The 15137-nt window shown below is 69.8% G+C and carries 13 protein-coding genes; 10 read left to right on the top strand and 3 right to left on the bottom strand.

Annotation, left to right across the window (positions count from 1 at the left end; genetic code table 11):
- Position 1: 1 nt before the first annotated feature.
- The 10 genes from BKA16_RS13085 (at position 2) to BKA16_RS13040 (ending at position 11386) form a co-directional block, all read left to right on the top strand.
- Positions 2 to 301: a hypothetical protein gene (locus BKA16_RS13085; protein WP_183371059.1), complete on the top strand. Its 300-nt coding sequence runs from the start codon at positions 2 to 4 to the stop codon at positions 299 to 301.
- The gene (locus BKA16_RS13080) at positions 298 to 540 is read left to right on the top strand and encodes a hypothetical protein (RefSeq protein ID WP_183371058.1); all 243 of its coding nucleotides are present in this window, start codon (positions 298 to 300) and stop codon (positions 538 to 540) included. The genes BKA16_RS13085 and BKA16_RS13080 overlap by 4 nt, the downstream gene beginning before the upstream one ends.
- A gap of 127 nt (positions 541 to 667) precedes the next feature.
- Positions 668 to 3478, top strand: coding sequence for a bifunctional DNA primase/polymerase (locus tag BKA16_RS13075; RefSeq protein ID WP_183371057.1), 2811 nt, complete (start codon positions 668 to 670; stop codon positions 3476 to 3478).
- Positions 3479 to 4694: 1216 nt separating this feature from the next.
- The gene (locus BKA16_RS13070; protein ID WP_183371056.1) at positions 4695 to 4856 is read left to right on the top strand and encodes a hypothetical protein; all 162 of its coding nucleotides are present in this window, start codon (positions 4695 to 4697) and stop codon (positions 4854 to 4856) included.
- Complete coding sequence (locus BKA16_RS13065; protein ID WP_183371055.1) at positions 4853 to 5278, top strand: hypothetical protein; 426 nt, start codon at positions 4853 to 4855, stop codon at positions 5276 to 5278. Before BKA16_RS13070 ends, BKA16_RS13065 begins: the two co-directional genes overlap by 4 nt.
- Complete coding sequence (locus BKA16_RS13060; RefSeq protein WP_183371054.1) at positions 5278 to 5685, top strand: hypothetical protein; 408 nt, start codon at positions 5278 to 5280, stop codon at positions 5683 to 5685. Before BKA16_RS13065 ends, BKA16_RS13060 begins: the two co-directional genes overlap by 1 nt.
- Positions 5682 to 6197, top strand: coding sequence for a hypothetical protein (locus BKA16_RS13055; RefSeq protein ID WP_183371053.1), 516 nt, complete (start codon positions 5682 to 5684; stop codon positions 6195 to 6197). The genes BKA16_RS13060 and BKA16_RS13055 overlap by 4 nt, the downstream gene beginning before the upstream one ends.
- Positions 6194 to 6541, top strand: coding sequence for a hypothetical protein (locus BKA16_RS13050; protein WP_183371052.1), 348 nt, complete (start codon positions 6194 to 6196; stop codon positions 6539 to 6541). The genes BKA16_RS13055 and BKA16_RS13050 overlap by 4 nt, the downstream gene beginning before the upstream one ends.
- A 101-nt stretch (positions 6542 to 6642) precedes the next feature.
- On the top strand, positions 6643 to 10749 hold the full coding sequence (locus BKA16_RS13045) for a transglycosylase family protein (protein WP_221246836.1): 4107 nt from the start codon (positions 6643 to 6645) through the stop codon (positions 10747 to 10749).
- Positions 10750 to 10894: 145 nt separating this feature from the next.
- Entirely contained in the window at positions 10895 to 11386 is a 492-nt protein-coding gene (locus BKA16_RS13040; protein ID WP_183371051.1) for a hypothetical protein, read from the top strand.
- Between the two features lie 2 nt (positions 11387 to 11388).
- Here the strand turns inward: BKA16_RS13040 and BKA16_RS13035 are convergent, their stop codons facing one another.
- Genes BKA16_RS13035 through cobO form a run of 3 tightly spaced genes read right to left on the bottom strand, consistent with a single transcriptional unit; the run spans position 11389 to position 15010 of the window.
- The gene (locus BKA16_RS13035) at positions 11389 to 13014 is read right to left on the bottom strand and encodes a GAF domain-containing sensor histidine kinase (RefSeq protein ID WP_183371050.1); all 1626 of its coding nucleotides are present in this window, start codon (positions 13012 to 13014) and stop codon (positions 11389 to 11391) included.
- Positions 13011 to 14399 (bottom strand): cobyrinic acid a,c-diamide synthase CobB, encoded by a 1389-nt coding sequence (locus BKA16_RS13030; protein WP_183371049.1) that lies wholly within the window; start codon positions 14397 to 14399, stop codon positions 13011 to 13013. Before BKA16_RS13030 ends, BKA16_RS13035 begins: the two co-directional genes overlap by 4 nt.
- The gene (cobO, locus tag BKA16_RS13025; RefSeq protein ID WP_183371048.1) at positions 14393 to 15010 is read right to left on the bottom strand and encodes a cob(I)yrinic acid a,c-diamide adenosyltransferase; all 618 of its coding nucleotides are present in this window, start codon (positions 15008 to 15010) and stop codon (positions 14393 to 14395) included. The genes BKA16_RS13030 and cobO overlap by 7 nt, the downstream gene beginning before the upstream one ends.
- Positions 15011 to 15137 lie beyond the last annotated feature (127 nt).

The raw sequence follows: 15137 nt of genomic DNA, 5'->3' as shown, positions 1-15137 counted from the left end.
CATGGCGCACAACGGATTCGGCCGATACCTGCCGACCGATCAGACCGACGCCGAACGGCGCTCGACCCCCGGTTACCGCCGAGGGCTCGGTCAGTACGTCGACGGCACGCGGGACACGGCGACGACCAAGCGGGCCCAGCTCGCCGAGCAGCGCCGCGAGCGCATCCGCCAGGCGATCGCCGACGGCACCGCGACGTTCGGGTTCGACGGTAAGCCCGTGGACCCCCTCGCCGAGGACCCCGACGCGGTCGAGGCCGCATGGCAGGACGCCCACGGCGACGACGACGGCGGCGCCGCGTGAGGACGCTCACCGGCCGCCGGGGCGCCGACCCCGACGGGTACTCGGTCCCGACCTGCCCGAGGTGTTGGCGCCCCGCCGGGGTCCTGCGCGGGGCCGAGGTCTGGGTCGAGGACACCCGGACCGCCGGTCGGGTCGCTCACCGGGTCATCGCCTGCACGGCGATCCGGCCGGGCAGCAGGGTCGAGCGGGACGTCGCGGTCGCCTACCTGACCGCACCGACGCCCCGCCGGACCGCGTAGCGGCACCGGATCGACGCACTACCTGTCGCGAGTGGCATCGCGACAGTCGACACCAGAGGTTCGGACCGGGTCAGCCACGGCGACCGGGGAGACGGTCCGACCTCGACCACCTGAAGGAAAGACACACGTGAGCCACAACGACAGAACCCCCGCGAGGGGCGGGGGTCCGGCCGGGCATGTTGATGACGTCCACCTGAAGACGTCGCGACACGCCCCGGATTCTACCCGCAACGTCGCAGCCGAAGCAACGAAACTCGCAGGCAGCGGGCTCGGTACGCCGCTACCGCTCCCCGCCGAGGCCAAGTTCCCGCCGCCCAAAGGCACGACCGGATGGGACCACCCGCGACCCCACCTCGACGAGGCCCTCGCGGCGCTCGACGATCACGACGGCAACGTCGCCCTGCGCCTGGCCGACGGGGTCGTCGGTATCGACGTCGACCAGTACGGCGACAAGCACGGCGTCAAGACGATGCGCGCGAAGGTCGACAAGCTGGGACCGCTCCCCCTCACGTACGCCTCGACGTCCCGCGACATCGAGACCGGGTCGGCGATCCACTTCTACCGCGTACCGGCGGGGGTGCGACTCAGCGGCAAGGTCGGCGCCGACGTCGAGATCATCCAGCCCGGACACCGCTACGCCGTCGTTGCGCCGTCCGTCGTCGGCGATCGCCGCTACCGCTGGTATGACCTCGACGGCGAGCCGTGCGACGCCCCGAACGTCGACGACCTGCCCGACCTGCCGACGGCGTGGCTCGACGCTTATCTGAAGGGCACCGCGCCGAACCCGCGCGCCGACATCGTCGAGTTCGGCGACGTCGACGAGGCCCTTGCTTGGTGTGCGATCGAGGTTCCGTTCGCCGACCTGCCGATGTCCGGCGCGATGACCCGCGCGACGGCCGACGACAAGCTCGCCGACGAGATGTCGGTCGGGGCCCACGACGCGATGACGGCCCGCGTTCACCAGGTTGTCCAACTCGCGGCCGAGGGACACCACGGCGTGAGCGCCGCCCTCGACCGCATCCGCACCGCGTTCGGGGCCGAGGTCCTCGGCGGGACCGACGGCGAGGCCCGGCGCGACCTGACCAGCGCGAGCCTCGAATGGCAGCGGGCCGTATGCGGGGCCGTGTCTAAGCTGCGCGCCGACGTCGAGTCCGGCCGGACCATCCTGTCGACCCTCGGCGGGTACGCGGCCGACGACGCCAACCTCGACCTCGCCGTGTTCTCGGCGTGGCTCGCCGACGCCGAGCACAAGCGGGAGAACGTCACCGTGCCGACCTCCGAGCCCGCCGACGCCCCGCCGGTCACGGTCCCCCGCATCATCGACAAGCGCGCGACCGACGGCGAACGCGACCTCGCGACCATCTTCGCGACGTACTACCGCGATCGCCTGCGCTGGGTCGACGACCGCAAGGTCTGGGCCCGGTACGACGACGCCGAGCGCCTGTGGCAGCTCTCGACGGCCGACGACCCCCGCGTCGTCGGCATGTGGCACGCGCTACGCGAGGACCAGGGCCTTCAGTGCATCGTCGGCAACGGCGAGTTCGGCGACGTACCGGGGTCGCTGCGCCTGGCACGGTCGGTCATCGAGTCGGCCCGCGACATGCTGTTCTCGTCGTCGACCGACTTCGACAACCTGCCCGAGCACGAGTGGCCCTGCGCGAACGGCGTGCTCGACACCAGGACCCGCACGCTGCGCCCCTACAGCGCCGCCGACCTCGTGACCGAACGGTTCGCCGTCGCCTTCGACCCGACCGCGACCGCCGAGCGCCTCGACGAGTGGATGACTCACGCCTTCAGCCCGGCCGCCGACGACGGCGAACCCGACCTCGCCAGCGGCGCCGAGCGGGCTCGGTTCGTCCGGCGCTACCAGGTCGCCGCCCAGGTCCCGACGTTCTCGGCGGTCACTCATCAGTTCCTCGTGATGAACGGCCCCGGTGGGTCGGGCAAGGGCACGTTCGGCGCCGATTTGCCTCGTGCCCTGTTCGCCCGGTACTTCAGGACGATGGACGGCGGGTATTTCCTCAAGCGCAACGCGACCGGCAAGCACCGAGGGAACATCGCCGACTCGATCACCGGGGCCCGCTTGGTCGCCGTAGACGAGGCGATCGGCACCGCCGCAGCGATCGACACCGACTTTCTGAAGGAGTTCACCGGGTCGGCGACGATGCACACCGAGCGCAAGCACGGCACGCCCGGCGAGGCCCCTCGCCCGCTGCTCACGTTCCTGACCAACGACACTGACATGAACTTCGGCAAGCAGGACACCGGTATTCGGCGCCGCATGATCGCCGTATCGCTCCCGTGGGGCGCCGACCACCGCGAGGCGACCGGACAGACCGGCGACCATCGGGGCCTGTTCCGCGACCTGTTCGAGGCCGAGGGGTCGGGCGTGCTGAACATGTACCTCGACGCCCTCGACGAGGTGCGAGCGAATTACGCCGCCAACGGCGACCCCCTCGCGGTCCCCGAGGACATCAAGGCCGAGACCGCCGAGACCTGGTCGACGTCGTCGTTCGTCGGCCGGGCGTTGCAGCACTTCCGACCGATCGGCCCCGACGAGATCGACGCGCCGGTCCTCACCCTCGACGGCGTGCACGCTTTCCTGTGGGACCTCGCCGAGGCCACCGAGCCCGGCGGCGCCGTCGGCGTCGGCCTCAAAGGCCCTCGCGAGTTGCGCCGCGACATCCTCGCCGTGTTCCCCGGCGCTCGGGTCGACGAGCCCGGCAAGGGTCGAGGCCGTATCCCCGGACTCGGCGATCACAAGTTCACCCGCGTGCATCGCCTGACCGCTGCGAGTGACAGCGGCGCCTACCTCGTCGAGGAGACCAGCGCAGCCCCGCGTGTCACGACCGACGAGGTCGACGAGTGGCGCGCCGATCACCCTCGCGTGGCGAAGGTCAAGGTCGCCCGCACCCTGAAGTTCACCGACGAGACGTAGGCCGATCCCGTCGCACGCGACCCCTACCCGCAATGGGTAGGGGTCGCTGTCGTATGCAGGCCCGCCGGGTAGGGGTCGCCTCGATGCAGCCCCCCGCCGAGGGCTCGCGGATAGAGGGGACCTCGGCCGGCAATGCCTCGGTTGGCGCTCATCCCTCACATGCCGGCGCAGGCATTGACGCTCAACTACGACATCGCCGACCCAGGGGTCCTATGTGAGGGTTAGTGCTCAACGCCTGCATGTATGCAGGGCCTCGGGTCACCTACCTGGGTCACCTCACGTGACCCAGACATAACCCCAGGTCAGAGCCATATTCAGCAGGCTATGGGTCAACCGGGTCACGTCTCCCCCATTTTATTCCCCTACGGTTTAGACATAGGGGTCTATGCAGCCCTACAGAGCGGTAGAGAGTTCTATGGGGAGTTTCTAGAAGTACATGACCCATGTGACCCAAGGGGTTGCACGAAGTAGAGAATAAGCAGGTCACCGGGCATTTTCGAGATGGGTCACGTAGGGCCGAATACGTGACCCACCACGTGACCCAGGCCCGCGCTACGTGACCCACGGCCGTCGAGGTGGTCCCGAGGCGTCGAGCGCCAGGGGTCGACGAGGGCATGAGAGGCCCTGAGAGCGCCCGAGCGTCGGCGACGAGGATCAGCCGGGGACCGGGCGTCGAGGAGGTCAGCGGCGCAGCCAGGCCGCAGCACGGCACAGCCAGAGGGCAGGGGGTGGGACCCCTCCCCCGCCGGGCGAGGTCCGAGCCCGCCCCGTACTGTCCACCTCAGCGTGACCCGCCCTTAAAGGCGCCATAACCCCAGGTCAGAGCGGGTATTGCACCCCCAGCGGGGCCCAGGACCCCGACGACGCCCCGTCAGCGGGCCCAGCACGTGACCCACGTGACCAGCGCCGTTGCGCCGCTCGGCGCCGCCCAGCGGGTGCGATCGGCGGCTCTCAGAGCGCCGCCAGGCCGTCGACCCCACTGAGGACACGTCGACGGCCCGTTCGCCCACCAACGGGGCGACCAGGGACCAGGACGACGCCCGCCCAGCGGGGTCGAACACCGAGACCGGCGGGGACGACGGCCGACGAGGCCCTGTTCGAGTTGACGTCAAGGCAAGCAAACACGCAGGTAGACAACGGTTTTCGCGATCGCTGAGTTTTGACAGCCCATGCAACTATGGATGTCACCGGGGACCACCACGAACAGGGAGACCTCATGGCAACCGCAGCCGAGCACAAGACCACCGCCGAGACCCTCGCCGCCGAGGCCGTGACCGACCTCGCCCGGACGAACGTCACCGTCGCGGGCATCAAGGCGACCATCGCCCAGGCCCACGCGACCCTCGCCACGGTCGCCGACGCCGAGGAGACCGCGTGACCGCCGAGGTCACCGGCGAGCAGCTGCGCGAGCACTACGTCGGTTGGGCCCAAGACGAGGGTGTCACCCTCGATCCGTCAGACCTCGCACTGATCGACCGACTCGTGACCGCGACCGACTTCGCACGCGACCTCGAACACAAGCTCGCGACCGTCGGCGCCGTGCTGCTCACCGCTCACGGCACCGAGAAAGCGAACCCGCTGCTCGCCGCATCGCGGTCTCAGGCCGAGCTGACAGCGAAGCTCGTTACGGTCCTCGATCGCCGGATCGGCGACGCGGCGGCCGACGACGTGCCGAACCGAGGGGGCGTGCAGCCGTTCGCCACGCGGGGCCCGTACGCCCCGAGCAAGACCGGCACCGACGACGAGCCCGTCGCGACGTCCCGACGTCCAGCACGCACGCCGCGTAAGCGGGCCCGGTAGTGGCGCGCCGGATCGGTGCCCGGCCGTCGAAGGTCCCCGAGGCCGACGCGAAGGCGCCGCACGAGCTGACGTTCGCCGACGTGCCCGAGGAGTTCCGTCCGTCGTCGTTCCGCGATGTCTGGCTCGCCGTCGTCCCGCTGCACGTCGACGAGACCAACGAGCAGCACTGCTCGTTGGCCTACGGCCTGTCGTGCGACGAGGTCGAGCGCGAGCGGGCCGTCGGTCATCGCCTGCGCGCCGATGCTCATTGGCGGGCTCGGCTCGCGAGCGAGACCCGCGAGGTCGAGTTCCGTGCATGGCTTGACGAGCGGGGCCTACTGAAGGCCAACGGGCAGCCGATCCGAGGGTGGACCTCGCGAGACTTCCAGATGTGGGACCAAGCCCGGCGGGAGGACGACGGCCGATGACCGAGAAGAAGCTCGCCGTCCCCGAGACGTGCCATCGCGGGCACGTGCTCACCGCGCGCACGACCTACATCAAGTGTGCCCGCGTCGGCTCACTCGACAGCCTCGCAAGCCCGGTCGGTTGGGAGTGTGTGCGATGCCTTCGCCTCGCGGCATGGCGGGCCCACCACGGCGCCGACGCGCCGGTCCCCGCCGACCTGCTCGACGACAGTCGGTTCGTGCGCCAGCTCCCCCGCGGCAAGGGCGGGACCGTCAACGGACCGTGGCCGGACGACCCGGCGGGTTGGTGGACCCTCGTCGAGTTCGCGAGCGGGTGGAGCTACACCGAGCCCGACCCGACGCCCGAGGACTACGCACAGCAAGAGGAACACATGCGAACGACCATCGCCCGCGAGCTAGACGAGATCGAGATGCGCGACGCCCGGCACCGCCGAGCACAGCGCCGCCAGGACGCCCAGGCGTCGACGGCCGCGATCCGATCCGCGATGACCGCAGCACGCGGGGGTGTCGCGTGAGGGTCTCGCTCGACGTGTTCGGTCGAGAGGTCATCGCCGTCGAGGTCGCCGGTTACGAGGAGGACGGCGACCTCAACGGCGGGACCTACGACGACGAGCCCGAGTTCCGCGACGTCGGATCGGATACGACGCCCGTCGACCTCGACTCGTGGCGCGAGCAGCGCGAGGACGCCGACCTACCGCCGACCGTGCTCGTCGCCGGACACTCGCGTCGGGGTCGACAGCGCCCGCCGAACATCCGACTCGGCGGCCGGTCACCTCGATCGCAGTCGACCTCGGTCCGTGCGAGTGTTGACGTCAACCGTTGCAAGACAACAGGATTCGGGTTTCGCAGCAACGTCTGAGTTTTGACAGTCGTGGGATGATCGACTCATCGACGGCGAGGGAATGAAAGACCTCGCAGACCGGGGAGGGTCGCGAGTCGTGAGTTAGGCATCCCCAGACAATGTCAACCTTCAGAGTCGGCGACGGTTCCGTCGCGCTCGTCCCGAACGCCGCAGGCTTCCACAGCAAGGCTCGGCGAGACCTCAAAGCGATGAACCTCAACGCCGGGGTCGACCTTCGACCGACCGGCGGCCGGTTCCGCCAGGAGGCCCGCGACCGGCTGAAGTCGGTTAACCTCGCTCACGACGTCAAGCTGCGCGTCGACGCGACCGGGTTCAAGGCCGACGCCGAGACCAAGCTCGCCGCCCGGCCGCTGAAGGTCAACGTCACGCCGACCGTCGACGAGGCCGCATGGCGCGCGTTCGAGACCGACGCCCGGCTTCGGCTCTCGCGAATGGACCTGCGCGTCTCGGTCCGCCCCGACATCGACGAGGCGGCCTACCGCGAGGTACAGGCACGCCTGCGCGCGCTCGCTCAGAACCAGACCTCGACCATCACGACCCACCACAACAACGTCGGCGGTAACGGAGGCGACGGGGGCGGGGTCGGCGGCCTGACCAAGTCGGCCGGAAAGATCGGCCTCATGGCATCGGCCGTCGCCGCCCTCGGCGGGGCGATCGGCATCGCAGGCGGCGCCCTCGGCGGGCTCGCCGTCGCGGGTGCAGGCGTCGGCATCGCCTTCGGCGCGATGGCGGGGACCATCGCCCTCGGCATGGACGGCATCAAGGAGGCCGCAGCCACCGCACAACCCGCGTTCGACGAACTGAAGGCGTCGGTCTCGTCCGTGTTCGCGAGCGAGATGCAAGCCGGGTTCGCCTCGCTCTCGACGCTCATGGGCTCGATCACCCCGCAGATGAAAGAGATCGCCTCGGCGACGTCGGGCCTGTTCAACGGCATCGCCGCGAGCCTCGTCAGCGTCGCCCCGCAGCTACAGACCGCCCTCGGCGGGGTCGCGAACATGGTGTCGGCGCTCGGTCCTGGCCTGAACTCGATGTTCAAGAGCTTCGCCGCGTTCGGTGCCAACATCGCCCCGTTCATGAGTCAGATCGGCGCCTCGCTCGGCACGATCGCCGCGACCATCGGTCACGTGTTCGCCTCGCTCGATCCGTCGTTCTTCGCCGGACTCGTGTCGTTCTTGCAGTCGCTCTCACCGCTGATCTATGGCTTGCTCACAGCCCTGACAACGATGGCCTCGCAGGTCATGCCCGCACTCATGCCGCTGTTCTCGGCGCTCGGCAAGGCGCTCGTGACGATCGCCGAGCCCCTCGGCGCCCTCGGCGCCGCGTTCGCGACGGCGCTCGCCCCCGTGCTCCCGGTCCTCGCCGACCTCATCTCGGCATTGGCGAACGCTCTCGCCCCGCTGCTCCCGCCGCTCTCGGCGGTCCTGCAAACGGTCGGAACGGCGCTGACCGGACTCGTGCAGGGACTCGCACCCGCGATCGGTCCCCTTGGCGAGGCGTTCTCGGCGCTGATCACCGCGACGGCGCCGTTGCTCCCGCTCGTCGGCGAGATCACCGGTCAGCTGCTCGGCGCCCTCGCCCCGGTCCTGACGACCATCTTCGAGGCGTTCGCCCCCGTTATCGCCCAGCTCGTCGAGGCGCTTCAGCCTGCGCTAGAGCAGCTGATCCCGATCATTGCGCAGATCGCCTCGACCATCGGCGACTACTGGGTGTCGATGCTGAACATGCTCGCCCCGCTGCTCCCCGAGATCGTCGGGGCGATCGGCGAGTTGCTCGGCGCCCTGCTCCCCCTCGTGCCCCCGCTGCTCGAAGTGGCCGAGCAGCTGTTCCCCTCGCTCGTGCAGATCGTCGGCGCACTGCTCCCGGTCATCGTGCAGGTGATCGGCATCCTGACCCAGCTCGTCGGCGTCATCATGCCGATTCTGATACCCGCGATCCAGCTACTCGGCGCCATCGTCGGCGCCGTGTTCTCGGCAGCGGCGACCGCGATTCAGTGGGCCGTAGACAACGTCATTTCGCCTGCGCTGCAATGGTTCTCGGATCGGATCACCGACGCGAAGAGCATCGTCGGCGGCGCCGTCGACTGGATCGTCGACAAGTGGAACACGGCGGTCGACTTCTTCAAGGGCCTGCCCGGCCGGATCGGCGACGCCCTGTCGGGCATGTGGGACGGACTGAAGGACGGGTTCCGGTCGGCGCTCAACTGGCTGATCGAGAAGTGGAACAACTTCGGTCTGCACTGGTCGTTCACGATCCCCGTCATCAACAAGACCGTGAACTTCGACGTCGACACGCCCGACCTGCCGATGTTCGCGTCCGGCGGTCGCGTGCCGATGCTCCCCGGCGCCGTGGCCGGTAAGGACTCGATCCTCGCGGGCATCATGCCCGGCGAGTACATCACGCCGACCAAGCGGGTTACGCCGCAGACTCTCCCGCTGCTCGAAGCGATCCGAGCAGGGTGGACCCCGTCGGCGCAGTTCCTCGACTCGATGTTCAACGCGATGCCCGGCTTCGCCGACGGCGGCGGGTACGGCCTGCCGACCGGCACGAGCATCGGCTACGGCGGGTCGGGTTTCCCCGACTGGGTCAACAAGCTCGCAGCAGCTCACGGCGTGCAGCCCTCGACCTACCCCGGTCACCAGGAGAGCGACCGCAACGAGAGCGGCTACGCCCCGAACCCGCAGCACCTCAACCGAGGCATCGACTTCAGCGGGTCGGTCGAAGCGATGCAGGGATTCGCCGAGGCCCTCATGGGTCAGGCGCCCTCGAACACGGCGATCGAACAGATCATCTGGCAGAACCCGAGTACCGGGCAACAGCTCGGTTGGCACGGCCGCCAGAAGGACGACGGCAGCTACTTCGCCGCCGACTACAGCGGGCATCAGGACCACGTCCACCTGCGCGCATCGGGCCCCGTCGGCGAGGGCATCGGCACCTCGCCCGATACCGCGATGGACGGCGCCCAGACCGCGAGCAGCGGGCTCGGCTCGCAGTTCACCGGCAAGACGTCGGGCAAGCTCACCGCCGAGTACGAGCAGGGTGTCCCCACGCTCGACGAGGCGATGAAGGACAAGACCCTCGACAAGGTGTTCGTCGTCAACATGCCGTCGTCGTTCAACTTCGCCGCCGACACGACCGGGTCGACCTCGTCGGGCTCGACGTCGTCGGGGTCCTCGACGAGCACCTCGTCGACCACCTCGTCGGCACCGTCGACCGTCGACACGATCCCGCTGAAGAAGAACGACGACGGGACCTACTCGTCGACCGATCCCGAATGGGACCACCTCATTCAGCGCGAGAGCGGCGGCAAGGCCGACATCGTGCAGCAGGTACAGGACGCCAACAGCGGCGGCAACGAGGCGTCGGGCCTGTTCCAGATCGCAAAGGGCACGTGGGACGCCAACGGCGGGACCAAGTACGCCCCCACCGCCGGGCAGGCGACCCCCGAGCAGCAGGCCGAGATCGCCGCCGCGATCTTCAACGACCAGGGCGGCGCCCCGTGGGGGTCCGGCCTGGCAGGCCGCGAGAACGACGACAAGCTGCGCGCCGGTATCCAGCGCAAGGGCGCCGCCCCGGCGGGTACCCCGACCGACCCGGTCGCAGTCACCACGACGCCCGACTCGACGACGACGATCGACACCCCCTCGACGCCGGACACCGCAGCGACGACGACGCCGGAGTCGACCCCGGCCGATGAGTCGATGCTCACCCGGTGGATGCGCGAGCAGTTCGAGGCCGTCGTCGGCAAGCCCACCACGACGGCGCAGGCGACCACGACGGCGTCGCTGTCCAAGGACGACGAACTCGCCCTCACGGTCGGGCAGAGCTTCGCCGACCACACGCCCCTCGGCATCGGGTCGGGACAGTTCGCCCTCGCGAAGTCGAAGGCCCCGGCGGTCACCGAGATCGGTGCCGGTATCGCGAAGGCCCTGCCCGCGTGGGGTCAGGCGCTCGCAGGTGACCCGGCCGCACTGATCGCCAACGTCGGCGGCGCTACGGCCGCGTGGGGCGCCAAGACCGCGACCGACTTCGCCGCGTACCTCCCCGAGGCCGCCGGAGGAATGTTCGAGTCGCTCGCGTCGGCCGTCGCCGGACCGCTGATCGGCACCGTGAACACCGGCATGAGTCAGGATCAGTTGGTCTCGACCGTCGAGGACGTCCAGAACCGCCAGTTGCGGCGCTCGAAGACCGGCCGTCGCCGGTACTGACGACGAGGGCACCGACACGCCGAGCGTAGAGTCAGCCCAGCGAGGTTGTCCAGACTCGAAGACCGAGGTCAGCGGGCATATCGACTACATACGTCCTAAGTCAACCTTCGACTTCTCGGACGCCTTCCCTATCGCCTTCGGCACGGTGGCCGGGCAGCCGATCCTGACCGGAGTGTTCGTCGCGGTCCTGCTGCCCGTGTTCGGCATGCGGGTGTTCTGGCCGTCGGACGTGCACCGCGGCACCATCACGCTCTCGACGATCCTCACCGTGGTCCTGCTCGTGACGATGGCCGTCTCCATGACGATCACCTTCGACAACCCGTGGACGATCGTCGGCGCCGTCGCGGTGTTCGCGGTGATCATCGTCCTGCGCGGGTGGTGGCGCACCGGCCTCGTGCACGACGTGCTGGTCACCGTCAGTCGACGGGCCGGACTGATCGTCGCGGTCGGCGTCCTCGTCCTGGCCGCCGTGAACGACGCCCCGTGGATGGGCCAGGAGCGGATCCGCACCGACGACGGCGTCATCGACGGCTACGTCCTCGAAGCCGAGCCGGGGTTCCTGCACGTGCTCACCACCGACCGCGACGTGATCATCGTCCCCGACTCGGCGGTCGTCGACCGCGAACTCGTGGACTGACGTCAGGTCAGCGGAGCCACCCAGCTGATCGTCGTGCCGTCCCCCGGCGTCGACGTCACCGTGAACACGCCGTCGCAGTCGTCCGCGCGCCGGGCCAGATTCCGGAGCCCCGACTGCGTCACATCGGCCGGAATGCCGCGGCCGTTGTCGACCACCTCCACCAGCAACTCCTCCGCGGCGACGATGCGCACCCCGATGTGATCGGCGCCCGAGTGTCGCAACGCGTTCGACAGCCCCTCCCGCAGCACCGCCTCGATGTGCGGCGACAGCGCATCGGGCACGATCGTGTCGACCGGCCCGACGAACGTCACGGCCGGGCTGATCGCGGCGTGCGCCGCGAGTTCGGACACGACGTCGAGCACTCGACGGCGCAGGGTCCGGGTGGCGGTCCCGTCGCTCCTGAGGTCGAAGATCGACGTCCGGATCTGTGCGATGGTGGCGTCGATGTCGGAGATGATCTGGTCCATGCGACCGTCGAGCGCCGCATCCCGCGTCCCCGCCCGCATCGCCTGCATCGACATGCCGATCGCGAACAGCCGTTGGATGACCAGATCGTGCAGGTCGCGCGCGATCCGGTGCCGCTCCTCCAGCAGCGCCATGTCGCGTGTCAGGTTCTGCTGTTCGGAGTAGGCGATCGACAACGACGCGACGCGGGCGACACCGGCCATCCCGGCCCACTCCTCGGCCGTCCAGAAGCGTCGCTCGCGGTGGGTCAGCACGAGTGCGCGGAACTGCCCGGGCTCGCTCTGCACCGGTTGGACGGTGGCCCACGACGCGCCATCGCGCAGCCAGGGCCGCTCCATGTCGAAGTGACGGACCGACAGCACGCCGCCCGAGGCCTCGACGACGGTCGCGAGGTCGGACACGTCGACGTCGGCGCCGGTGTGCGCGTCGAGGCGGGCGCCGGTCACGATGTAGACGTCCACGGCCTCGGTGAGCGCTGCAACGTCGGCGCACATCCCGTCGAGCGTCTCCGAGACGACGATGCCGCGCAGCGGCTCGCTGCCGCGGTCGGCGAGCAACTGCATCCACCGCATGCGCGTCTGTGCGCTCTCGTACGAGCGAGCGTTGTCGACGGCGATGCCGGCCGCCACCGCGAGCACCCCGACGATCTTCTCGTCGAGTTCGGTGAACTCGGCGCCGCCCAGCTTCTCGGTCAGGTAGATGCTGCCGAACAGCTCGCCGCGCACGATGATCGGCGCGCCGAGAAACGTGTCCATCGGCGGATGATTCGGTGGGAAGCCGATCGACGCCGGATGATCGGACAGCCGCGGGATGCGCAGCACCTTCGGGTTGTGCAGCAGTTCGCCGAGGACACCGCGCCCCACCGGCAGCGGCCCCATCGTGGCCAACTGCTCGTCGCTGATGCCCGTGTGCACGAACGCCTGCAGGCTCAACTCCGGTCCGCGGACACCGAGAGCGCAGTACTGCGCGTCCAGCACACCCGCGGCGACTTCGACGATCCGCTGCAGCGCGTCGTCGAGCTCGAGCCCCTGCCCCACCAGCAGGACGGCCTCCAGGACGTCCCGCAGCGCGGTGGGGTCGTTGCCGTCCTTGGCCGCGAGCGCGTCGACGGCGGCACTGACCTCGATGAAGTCCCGGCTGTCGATTCCTCGGGTGTCGCTCATCCGCTCTCCTGTGCCGCCTGCACGAACCGGCCGATCGCCCGGGGCGCACCGGCGGGATGGACGTGGAGATAGGACGCGTGCACCCCGCCCGCGACGACGCCGTCGGCCGTATGCGTCCCGTCCGGGCCGGTCCAGGCCCACGCGGGTGTCCGCGTCCCGGCGAAGTCGACGGTGCTCCGGTGGAACTCGTGTCCGGTGATCCGTTCTCCGGTCCGGTACAGCACCGAATCCGCGACGGCGACGGCGTCGCGGTAACCGAGTGTGAGCCGCGGACCGAACGCACCGGTGCCCTCCACCGCGTCGACCATCCGGTGCCCGTCGAGCATCGACGTCAGATACAGCAGTCCGGCGCATTCGGCGTGCACCGGGCGTCCCGCCGCGACGTGCGCCGCGAGGTCGGATCGAAGGTCCCGGTTGGCGGCGAGGTCCGCGGCGTGCTCCTCGGGAAAGCCGCCGCCGATGACCACGCCCGCGGCTTCCGCGGGCAGCCGATCGTGCAGCGGGTCGAAGGCGACGATCTGGGCGCCCGCGGCCTCCAGAAGTTCCGGATGTTCGGCGTATCCGAACGTGAACGCCGCTCCCTGCGCGATCGCGACCACCGGTCGCCGGGTGGCACGGTGCTCGGCGATCTCGTCGCCCGCCGACCACGGACTCGCCGAGACCGGCGCCGCCGACTCGGCGAGTCGGACGACGGCGTCGACGTCGAGTCCGGCGCCGACTCGGGCGGTGATCGCCGCGACGGCCGCCACCGCGTCGGCGCTGCGCTCGGCGGCCGGAACCAGGCCGAGGTGGCGGGACGGGACGCTCAGCGCTCCGTCGCGGCGCACCACGCCGAACACCGGCAGGCCGACCCGCTCACAGGCCTGCCGCAGCACGACCTCGTGACGGTCGGATCCGACCCGGTTGAGCACGACGCCCGCCACCCGCACCGCCGGATCGTAGCCGACGAATCCGTGGAGCAGCGCGGCCAACGACTGGCTGTGACCCCCCGCGTCGACGACGAGGATCACCGGTGCGCCGATCAGGGTGGCCACATGGGCGGTGGAGCCGAGACCGAGCGTTCCGGGATCATCGGTGATGCGGCCGTCGAACAGCCCCATGACGCCCTCGACGACGGCGATGTCGGCGCCGACGCAGCCGTGGACGAACAGAGGGCCCGTCCGGTCCTCGCCGACGAGGTTCGGGTCGAGGTTGCGTCCGGGGCGTCCCGCGGCGACGGCGTGATAGCCCGGGTCGATGTAGTCGGGTCCCACTTTGAAGGGCGCGACCGTGTGGCCCGCGGCGGTGAGCGCGCCGATCAGACCGGTGGTGATCGTGGTCTTGCCGCTGCCCGACGCCGGTGCCGCGATGACGACCGCGGGGGTCGTCGCCGGGCCGATCACCACTCGATGCCCTTCTGTCCCTTGCGGCCGGCGTCCATCGGGTGCTTGATCTTGGTCATCTCGGTCACCAGATCGGCGGCCTCGATCAACGCGTCGGGCGCGTACCGGCCGGTGATGATCACATGCTGCTTACCGGGCCGGTCGCGCAGCGCGTCGACGACATCGTCGACGTCGATCCAGCCCCAGTGCAGCGGGTAGGTGAACTCGTCGAGGACGTAGAAGTCGTGTTCGTCGGCGGCGATCCGTCGGGCGATCTCCGCCCATCCGGCACGAGCCGATTCGGCGTGGTCGGCCTCGGCGTCGTCGCTGCGCCGGATCCACGACCATCCCTGCCCCATCTTGTGCCACTGGACGGGGCCGCCCTCACCGGTCTCCTCGTGCAGGCGCCCGAGGGCGAGCATCGTCGACTCCTCGCCGACCTTCCATTTGGCGCTTTTGACGAACTGGAACACCGCGACGTCCATACCGGCGTTCCAGGCGCGCATCGCCATGCCGAACGCCGCCGTCGACTTGCCCTTGCCCGGGCCCGTGTGGACGCCGAGGACCGGCTGGTTGCGACGCTGACGAGTGGTCAGGCCGTCGTTCGGAACGCTGTCGGGGACTCCTTGAGGCATGGATTCAGCCTAGGCCGTCGGGAACTCGGGGGCGCCTTCGGCCGTCGGGAACTCGGGGAGCCTCCGGCTGTCGGGAACTCGGGGAGCCTCCGGCCATCGGGAACTCGGGGAGCCTCCGGCCATCGGG

The sequence above is a fragment of the Gordonia humi genome, assembly GCF_014197435.1.
Taxonomy (GTDB): Bacteria; Actinomycetota; Actinomycetes; order Mycobacteriales; family Mycobacteriaceae; genus Gordonia; species Gordonia humi.
The sequence above is the reverse complement of the archived record's forward strand: the minus strand, read 5'-3'. Positions and strand labels throughout refer to the sequence as shown.